Raw genomic sequence first — 9,124 nt, 5'->3', positions numbered from 1 at the left:
CCACCGGCGGAAGGCAGCGCGCCGGCATCGGGCCAACCCGCGCCCGGCGGCCGGGCCCCCGCCCTTGCCCACGGGCTGCTGCTGCACGTCGATGATCCCCTGGGCGCCTCCTCGCTCGTGCTCGGGCTGCTCATCAGTGACAACCCGGCGCACCGCGACCGCCAGCTCGCGCTCATCGCCGAACGCGAGGTGCCCGGGCAGACGACGCTGGTCAATACCCTGGCGCCGGGCCTCGCCACGCTCCCCGCCGGCCTGCGCCTGCCGCTGGTGAACCGCTGCCTGCCGGCGCTGCGGGCGATGAGCGCTCCGCAGTACCGTCGCTTCAAGGAGACGCTGCTGGCGGTGATCCGCGCTGACCAGCGTACGGAATTGCTGGAGTGGTGCCTGTACCAGCTGGTGCGTCACTATCTGGACCCGGAGTTCGTGCAGGTGACCCAGAGCCGGCCGCGCTATGGCCGTCTGGGCAAGGTCAGCGACGCCCTCACGGAGGTGCTCTCGGTGCTCGCCCACGAGGGCAGCGGCGAGGCCGGGGCGGCCTTCGCCCGCGCCCGCGACGCGCTGGCGCTGCCAAGGCTCACACTCAAGCCGCGGGTAGCACTCTCGGTGCGCGCTTTCAGCGAGGCCGTGCACACGCTCGCGGACTGCTATCCGCTGCTGAAGCCCCGCATCCTCAAGGCCATGGGCGAAGCGGCCAGCGAGAACGGCCACCTCTGCCCGGTGGAGTACGAGGTCCTCGCGAGCATCGCGGCGGTGCTTGACTGCCCGCTGCCGGAGGAGCTGCACGCGCCACCGTTGTAGCGCGGGGCTGCGCAGAAACTCCGCGAAGGGGCACGGTGCACTCCTGATTTTGTGCTCATCGCCGATTATCGTGGCGACTGCGCCAGTCGCCCCATCAACCCGCTTCGATCATTTTTGGAACTCGACCTTCCAAAACGGCGGAGCTTTGCTATGGTTTTAAGAGTGCCGGGATGACGGCGCCGGCGGGTCGGGAGCACGGATTGCTCCGCCGCGGTGCTGCCGGTGCAGACAACTTATCGCTACTACCGCACATGGAGGTACGGTTATGCGCTTTTCGCCCGCGCCGTCGCGCGCTCACGTCGAATTCCCTCACAGTCACCAGGTCGCCCCGCTGCCGGCGATACCGCCGTTGCCCGTGCGGCCGGACCCGGCGCTGGACAAGCCGCGGCACTTCCCACTGTCGCCCACCACGGAGCAGGTGCTGCGCCTGCTGCTGGAGAGCGACCTGTCGCGCCTGCGCGCCGATCGCGTTGCCGACCGGCTCGGTATCAGCGGCACCACCCTGCGCCGGCGCCTGCGGGCGGATCACACCAGCTACCAGTTCCTCCTCGACCGCGCCCGCCAGTACCGCTGCGAACGGCTCCTCGCCGAGCGCCGCCTGCCCGGCAAGTGCCTGGCCGACGCCCTCGGCTACAACGAGGTCAACAGCTTCTACCGCGCCTTCCGGCGCTGGACGGGGCTGGGCTTTGCCGAATACCGGCAGGAAAGCGGGCTCTGATATCCTACCGGCGTGCCGGGGCATTTGGCACGGCGCAGGCGGCGTCGGGGGCGAAGGGTCGGTAACTTTCAGGCCGCGCTTTTGGGGCGAGCCGCGGGCCGGGGCTTTCCGCGAGGACTGTCCGAGTCCCGAAAATTCGCGCAGCGAATTTTGGTCGAGTTCCGCAGCGGCCGGTCCGCGGCTCGCCCCTGCGGCCGTTACCGACCCTTCGCCCCCGGCGCCGCGGCGCTACGAAGCCTGCCCAAACCCGGTTCAGTCGAAGGGATGCCGCAGGATAATCGTTTCCACCCGGTCCGGGCCCGTGGAGATGATGTCGATAGGCGCGCCGACCACGGCCTCGATGCGCGTGATGTAGTCGCGCGCGGCCTGCGGCAGATCGTCGAGGCTGCGGGCGCCGAGGGTGGTTTCCTGCCAGCCGGGCACCGTCTCGTAAACGGGAACGAGGCCCTCGTAGTCGTCCGAGTCGATGGGGCTCGGCACCGGGTTCCCGTCCGCATCGGCGTAGCCTACGCAAAGCTGGATGGCTTCCAGGCCGTCGAGCACATCGAGCTTGGTGAGGCACAGACCACTGACCGAATTGATGGCGACGGCGTTGCGTAGCGCCACGGCATCGAACCAGCCGCAGCGCCGCGGGCGGCCCGTGGTGGCACCGAATTCATGGCCCTTTGCCGCCAGGTGTGCGCCCGTGTCGTCAAACAGCTCCGTCGGGAACGGGCCCGAGCCCACACGGGTTGTATAGGCCTTGGTAATACCGAGCACATAGTCGAGATAGAGCGGCCCGAAGCCGGAGCCGGTGGCGGTGCCGCCGGCGGTGGTGTTCGAGCTGGTGACAAAGGGGTAGGTGCCGTGATCGATATCGAGCAGAGAGCCCTGCGCGCCCTCGAAAAGAATGCGGGCGCCCCTGCCGCGCAGCTCATGGAGCAGCGCGGTGACGTCGACCATCATCGGCAGCAGCTCCTCGCCCTGGGCGAGGGCCTCATCGGCAACGGCGTCAAGCGCCAGCGGCGGCACCTGGTAAAAGTGCTCGAGCTGGAAATTATGGTACTCGAGGACCTCCTCGAGGCGCCGGCGGAACCGGGCCGGGTCGGCCAGATCACCGAGGCGCAGGCCGCGGCGGGCCACCTTGTCCTCGTAGGCGGGCCCGATCCCGCGGCCCGTGGTACCGATCTTGGCATCGCCGCGGCGCAGCTCCCGGGCCTTGTCCAGAGCCACGTGGTAGGGAAGGATCAGCGGGCAGGCCGGAGACAGGCGCAGGCGCTCGCGCACGGGCACGCCGCGCTCTTCGAGTCCGCGCAGCTCGCTCAACAGCGCCTCCGGAGACAGCACCACGCCGTTACCGATGAGGCATTGCACATCGGCGCGGAGCACGCCCGACGGAATCAGGTGCAGCACCGTCTTCTCACCGTCGCAGACCAGGGTGTGGCCGGCATTGTGCCCGCCCTGGAAGCGAACCACGGCATCGGCCCGGTCCGTTAGCAGATCGACGATCTTGCCCTTGCCCTCGTCGCCCCACTGGGTGCCGAGAACCACGATATTCTTTCTCATGCCTTCCTGTCTCATCAGTTGCCGCGGCGCGGACGCACCGCCCAGCTGCCGTTATCGGCAGCGAGTTCCCGGTCACAGCGCGGGTCGACTTCGCCGGCGAGGGACACGATCACCACCTCTCCGGCGGCACGCAAAGCGTTGATCGCCGCCACCAGCGCCGGCGCGTCGCCGTCGGGGGCGGCAATAGCGCCCGGCACCGCAGACTCCCGGGCGCCGACCCCCTGCAGCTGCACCAGGGTCTTCAGGTCCGTGGCAAAGCCGGTGGCCGGCCGGGCGCGGCCGTAGGCCCGACCGACGTTGTCGTAGCGGCCCCCATTGGCCACGGCCTCGCCGTGGCCGGGCACGTAGGCTGCGAACACGATACCCGTGTGATAGTGGTAACCGCGCAGTTCCGCCAGGTCGAAATAGACGTCGACGCCCGGGTGGTGGGCGGTAACCTGCAGGGCGACAGCGCGCAGCGTTTCCAGGGCGTCGCCCACCGCCGGCGCCACCGGGGACAGCTCCGCCGCCGCGCGATCGAGGACCGCGGCATCGCCGTGGAGCTTGAGCAGCGCCAGCAGCGCGTTGCGGGCCACGGGGGAGGCCTCCGCAAGCACGGCCTCAAGATCCGGGCGGGACTTGCGCTGCAGCGCGTCAAAAACCGCCGCCTCTATCGCCGGTGGCAGCGCCAGCTGCGCCAGCAGCGCGCCGCAGACGTCGCCGTGGCCAAGATCCAGGGTCACGGCCTGGTCGAGGCCGGCGGCACCGAGGGTCGCCAGCATCAGGTTGATCACCTCCACATCGGCAGCCAGGGTGGCGGCGCCGAAGAGCTCCGCCCCCGCCTGCACCGGCGCCCGGGAGGCGAGCGGCGTTTTCGGCCGCGCGTGCAGCGTGGTACCGGCGTAGCAGAGGCGGCTGACGCCATCGTCGGCCAGGGCGTGGGCGTCGATGCGCGCCACCTGCGGGGTGATGTCGGCGCGGATGCCAAGGGTACGGCCGCTGGGCTGGTCCGGGATCTTGAAGGTAAGGATGTCGAGATCCGCGCCAACGCCCTCGAGGAGCGACTCGGTGAACTCCACCAGCGGCGGCACCACGAGCCGGTAGCCCCAGCTTGCGTAGAGATCGAGTACCCGGCGGCGCAGCGCTTCTAGGCGCGCCGCGCGCTCGGGCAGGAGTTCATCAACGCCGTCAGGCAACTGCCAGCGGTCCACCGTATCCATGCTTTTTCTCAATTCACCAGGTAGAGCAGGCCCAGGCCCAGGAGCATGCTGCCGAAGCCGAAGCGCCGGATCGCCCTGTCGTCAAGCTGCGCGACGAGCACAACCATGCTCCGCCAGCGCGCCGGAGACAGGAACGGCAGAACCCCCTCGAGCACCAGCACCAGGGCCACCGCAACCGGAAAAACCTGCCAGAAATCCATGTGACTCCGCACCGGGCCAACAAAAAACCGCGGGACCCGCATGGGCTGTTGCCATGCCGATCCTCACGGTTGGGAAATGGTATCACAGCACCACCCCGGGAACGTGCTCTGTGCGGGGCGTGCATGGCACCTGTGCAAGGCGCGCCCTTGCGCTGTGGTTCGCTGCGCCGACCCTGCCGCGACGGGGACGCCGACCCCGGGGAGGACGGCGCTGCCGTGGCCCGGATCAGTTCGGGCCGCCGGCGTCCTTGAGGTAGCGGAAGAATTCACTGTCCGGCTTGAGGAGCATGATGTCGCCCTGGGTCTGGAAGGCCTCGCCGTAGGCCCGGAGGCTGCGGGTGAAGCTGTAGAACTCCGGATCCTGACCGAAGGCATCGGCATAGATGGCCGTGGCCCGGGCGTCGCCCTCACCGCGGATCAGCTCCGCGTCGCGGAAGGCGTTGGCCTCGATCACCGTTACCTCGCGGTCGGCAGCGGCGCGGATCCCCTCAGCGAGCTCCTTGCCCTGGGCGCGGTGCTCGCGGGCCTCCTTCTCACGCTCGGCGTTCATGCGCCGGTAGACCGATTCGGACACATCCGGCGGCAGATCGATCTGCTTGACGCGCACATCGATGATCTCCACACCGAGCTCGGTGCGGGCGACCTTATCGAGATCCCGCGTGATGATCTCCATGAGCTCGTCGCGCTCGCCGGAGACCACCTCCTGGATGGTCCGGGCGGCAACCTCGTTGCGCAGGCCGTCGTTGATGCGCTGCGCGAGCAGCCCCGCAGCCCGCGATTCCTCACCGTTGGTGGCCGTGTAGAACTTGGCCGTATCGTCCACCCGGAACTTGGCGTAGGAGTCGACGATGAGCGCCTTCTGCTCCTGCGTGAAGAAGCGCTCGGGCTGCGAATCCACCGTGAGCACCCGGCCATCGAACTTGCGCACGTTGTTCACGAAGGGAATCTTCACGTGCAGGCCCGGCTCCAGGCTTGGCGTCACGACCTCGCCGAAGCGCAGCAGCACACCCCGCTCCGTTTCCTTGATGATAAACAGCGAATTGCTGGCAATGAACAGGGCGACGACCGCCGCCAGCGTCAGCGTTAGATTACGTCCCGACATGTTAGCGTCCTCCTCCGCGGCGGTTCTGCTGCACGGCGGCATCGCGGCGCAGCTGCTCGGTCACCGCATCCGTCAGTTCACGGATCGTGGCGGTGTCCAGGGAGATCTCACGACCGCTCCGCGGCGCACTGGCGGCGCGTTCCGCCATCTTGTCCAGCGGCAGGTACATCACGTTGTTGCCACCGTCGACGTCGACCATGACCTTGTTGGTCTTGCCGAGGACGCCCTGCATGGCGTCGATGTACAGGCGCTCCCGGGTGACCTCCGGCGCCTTGCGGTACTCGGCCAGGAGCTGGCCGAAGCGGTCCGCCTCACCCTCGGCGCGGGCGATAACCTGCTCGCGGTAGGCCGAGGCTTCCTCGATGGTGCGCTGGGCGCGGCCCCGGGCCTCAGGGACAATGCCATTGGCGTAGGACTGGGCCTCGTTCTTCACCCGCTCCTCGTCCTCCCGTGCCTTGATCACGTCGTCAAAGGCGGCCTGCACCTGGCTTGGCGGCTTCGACTCGTCGACGTTCACGGTGCTGATGCGGATGCCGGTGCCGTAGGCGCTGGTGTAGGCCTGCAGGCGCTCACGCATTTCCTGGGCGATGCGCGCCCGGCCTTCGGTGAGCACCAGATCCATGGTCATGCCGCCGACCACGTGCCGCAGCGCACTTTGAGCGGCCTGCTCGAGGGAGTTTTCCGGCGCACGGACTTCGAGCACATAGCTCTTCACATCATCGACCACGTACTGCACGGAGGTGCGCACCTCGACGATGTTCTCGTCCTGGGTGAGCATCACCTCGCGGAAGCTGGCCGAGCGCACCTTGGTCGTGTTGACACGGATGACTTCGTCAATGAGCGGCGGGTTCCAGTGCAGACCGGGCATTGCCGTGCTCTGGTACTTGCCGAAGCGCAGCACCACGGCCCGCTCCTGCTCGTCGACCTGATAGAAGCCCATGAGGGCCCAGACCACGAAGATACCGGCTGCCACCAGCCCGAGCATGGCGCCGGACAGACTCGCGCCACCACCGCCACCGCCGGAGCCCCCGCGACGACCCCCGAACAGGCCACCGAGACGCTGCTGCAGCTTGCGCAGGGCCTCATCGAGGTCCGGCGGACCCTGATCCCCACCGCCCCACGGGTCGTTCGGTTTCTTGCCGCCACCCGGCTCATTCCAGGCCATAGCCATCTCCTGATCAGTAAAGCGAATCATTCTAGCAAAAAGGGAGGGTGCACTATCACTGCAGCGCACTTCAATGTCCCGGTTCAGGGCGCGCCCTCGTTTGCAACAAGGCGCTCCCAGTCCGCCCGCGGCAGGCGCACGGAGACATGAGCCGCGCCGTCGCTGCCGTAGCGCTCGTCGCGGACGGCGCCGAGACGGTAAAGGGCCGCCCGGAGACGGCCCTGCTCCGGCGCGAGCACGAGATCGCGGGCAACCATATCGTCGCCGACCAGCTCGCCGATGGCGCCGAGGAGCCCCTCGAGGCCGAGGCCGTCCCGGGCACTGACCCAGGCCCGCAGCGGACGACCCGCTTCATCCCGATCGATACGCGGTGCGAGGGCAAGCAGGTCGATCTTGTTGTAGACCTCCAGCTGCGGCACGTCCTCGGCGCCGATTTCCCGCAGCACCTCCCGCACCTGGTGGGCCTGCTCCGCACGATCCTCGCTGGCGGCGTCCACCACATGCAGCAGTAGATCGGCATTCCGCGTCTCTTCCAGCGTGGCCTTGAAGGCATCCACGAGGCGGTGCGGCAGGTGGGAAATGAAACCCACCGTATCGGCGAGAATCACCGGGCCCGCCTCGGGCAGCGAAAGGCGGCGCAGGGTCGGGTCCAGGGTCGCAAAGAGCTGGTCTGCCGCGTATACGCCGGCGGTTGTCAGACCATTGAAGAGCGTCGACTTGCCGGCATTGGTATAGCCCACCAGCGCCACCGTGGGCACCTCCGCCCGGCGGCGGGAGCGGCGCCCCTGCTCGCGCTGGCGGCGCACCTTCTCGAGGCGGGCGACGATCGCCTTGATGCGCGCCCGCAGCAGCCGCCGGTCCGTCTCCAGCTGGGTCTCCCCGGGGCCGCGCAGGCCGATGCCGCCCTTCTGCCGCTCGAGGTGGGTCCAGCCGCGGACCAGCCGCGTGCTCATATGCCGCAGCTGCGCCAGTTCCACCTGGAGCTTGCCCTCGTGGGTACGGGCCCGCTGAGCAAAAATGTCGAGAATCAACCCGGTGCGGTCGAGGACCCGGCACTTGAGGGCGCGCTCGAGGTTGCGCTCCTGGCTCGGACTGAGGGTGTGATTGAAGATCACCACCTGAGCGTCGTGCTCGTGCACAAGGGCGGCGATCTCCTCGACCTTGCCCGAACCGACGAAGGTGCCGGGGTGCGGCGCATCGCGACGGCCCATAATGTAGGCCACGGGATCGCCGCCGGCCGACAGCACCAGCTCCTCGAACTCCCGGGGGTCGTCCGCCTCGCACTCGCGCCCCATAGCCAGGTGCACGAGCACGGCTACCTCGCCAGAGGCCGGCCGGTCAAAGAACAAGCGGGCGTACCCTCATCGGCCGGCGGGCGCCGGCGCGGCGATCACTCGTCGCCGTTGCCATTTTCCTCGGGGGGATTCTGCATGGGCATGCGCACCACGCGTCCCGGCACGACGGTGGAAATAGCGTGCTTGTAGACCATCTGGCTGACCGTGTTCTTGAGCAGCACAACAAACTGGTCGAAGGACTCGATCTGGCCCTGCAGCTTGATGCCGTTGACCAGGTAGATAGAGACGGGAACCCGCTCCTTGCGCAGGATATTGAGGTAAGGGTCTTGTAGCGTGTGCCCTTTTGACATGACGCTTTCTCCATGTGGTGGGCTCCGCTGGAGCCTGCAGTGTGGGCCCCAGGCGGGCCAAAAAGCCAGCGAAGCCTATGCCGGACGCCCGTTTCGACGAACGCCCCGCAAGGCCCGCGGGGAACGTTGAGACTGCCTGAAGCAGCAAACGTTCCCTTTCGATTCTACTCTATGGGGTCCTACGCGAGATAGTTCAAGAGCAGATCTGCCGGATCGCCGCGCGCAGGCAGGCCCGGTGCCGGCAGTGTATGCTCGATGACCCGGCCGCCGGCGTCCGTGAGCAGCCAGTGCAGCGACGGCCACTTGCGCAGCCAGGTGAGCTGGCGCTTGGCGAGCTGGCGCGTGGCGGCGATGGCGCGCTCCCGGGCCGTGGCGAGATCGGTCTCGCCGGCAAGGTGGGCCCAGAGCTGACGATAGCCGACGCTGCGCAGGGCCGGGAGCTCCCGGTGGAGATCGCCCCGGGCCCGGAGCGCCGCCACCTCCTTCAGAAACCCCGCCTCGAGCATGGTGTCGAAACGCGCCGCAATACGCTCGTGGAGCACGGACCGGTCCGCCGGACAGAGGGCAACCTGCAGCACCCGGTAGTCGTCGGCGAGCGGGGCCCCGGCCGCACCGTGCCAGGCCGACAGCGGCCGTCCGCTGGCGCGGTAGACCTCCAGGGCCCGGGCCAGACGCTGGGCGTGCCTCGGGTGGATGCGCGCGGCGCTCATCGGGTCCACCACAGCCAGCTCGCCGTGCAGCGCCGGCCAGCC

9 protein-coding genes and 1 pseudogene are annotated in these 9,124 nt (G+C 68.5%); 2 read left to right on the top strand and 8 right to left on the bottom strand.

The features are described from left to right. A pseudogene (locus tag HRUBRA_RS15470) lies at positions 1-798 on the top strand (M48 family metallopeptidase); the annotation flags it as partial. Between the two features lie 265 nt (positions 799-1,063). Beyond that, complete coding sequence (locus HRUBRA_RS13970; RefSeq protein WP_201771618.1) at positions 1,064-1,516, top strand: helix-turn-helix domain-containing protein; 453 nt, start codon at positions 1,064-1,066, stop codon at positions 1,514-1,516. Between the two features lie 252 nt (positions 1,517-1,768). Here HRUBRA_RS13970 and HRUBRA_RS13965 read toward each other — a convergent pair whose 3' ends face one another. The 8 genes from HRUBRA_RS13965 to HRUBRA_RS13930 all read right to left on the bottom strand — a co-directional run. Next, positions 1,769-3,061 (bottom strand): adenylosuccinate synthase, encoded by a 1,293-nt coding sequence (locus tag HRUBRA_RS13965; protein ID WP_035518163.1) that lies wholly within the window; start codon positions 3,059-3,061, stop codon positions 1,769-1,771. Between the two features lie 14 nt (positions 3,062-3,075). Further along, on the bottom strand, positions 3,076-4,260 hold the full coding sequence (locus HRUBRA_RS13960; protein ID WP_035518161.1) for an ATP phosphoribosyltransferase regulatory subunit: 1,185 nt from the start codon (positions 4,258-4,260) through the stop codon (positions 3,076-3,078). 8 nt (positions 4,261-4,268) lie between these two features. Next, on the bottom strand, positions 4,269-4,460 hold the full coding sequence (locus HRUBRA_RS13955; RefSeq protein WP_035518160.1) for a DUF2065 domain-containing protein: 192 nt from the start codon (positions 4,458-4,460) through the stop codon (positions 4,269-4,271). A 226-nt stretch (positions 4,461-4,686) separates the two neighbouring features. Next, complete coding sequence (hflC, locus tag HRUBRA_RS13950; protein ID WP_035518159.1) at positions 4,687-5,562, bottom strand: protease modulator HflC; 876 nt, start codon at positions 5,560-5,562, stop codon at positions 4,687-4,689. Between the two features lies 1 nt (position 5,563). Next, positions 5,564-6,727: an FtsH protease activity modulator HflK gene (gene hflK, locus HRUBRA_RS13945; RefSeq protein WP_035518158.1), complete on the bottom strand. Its 1,164-nt coding sequence runs from the start codon at positions 6,725-6,727 to the stop codon at positions 5,564-5,566. An 83-nt stretch (positions 6,728-6,810) separates the two neighbouring features. Continuing rightward, positions 6,811-8,076, bottom strand: a complete 1,266-nt coding sequence (gene hflX / locus HRUBRA_RS13940; RefSeq protein WP_035518156.1) for a ribosome rescue GTPase HflX — start codon at positions 8,074-8,076, stop codon at positions 6,811-6,813. A gap of 41 nt (positions 8,077-8,117) precedes the next feature. Beyond that, positions 8,118-8,372: an RNA chaperone Hfq gene (gene hfq / locus HRUBRA_RS13935; RefSeq protein ID WP_035518155.1), complete on the bottom strand. Its 255-nt coding sequence runs from the start codon at positions 8,370-8,372 to the stop codon at positions 8,118-8,120. 179 nt (positions 8,373-8,551) lie between these two features. Beyond that, positions 8,552-9,124, bottom strand: a 573-nt coding sequence (locus tag HRUBRA_RS13930; protein WP_035518153.1) for a tRNA (adenosine(37)-N6)-dimethylallyltransferase, incomplete at its 5' end; no start/stop codon positions are given.

This window comes from Pseudohaliea rubra DSM 19751, from assembly GCF_000764025.1.
GTDB classification, from domain to species: domain Bacteria; phylum Pseudomonadota; class Gammaproteobacteria; order Pseudomonadales; family Halieaceae; genus Pseudohaliea; species Pseudohaliea rubra.
Note: the sequence above shows the minus strand (reverse complement) of the source record. Positions and strands in the feature narration are given on the sequence as shown.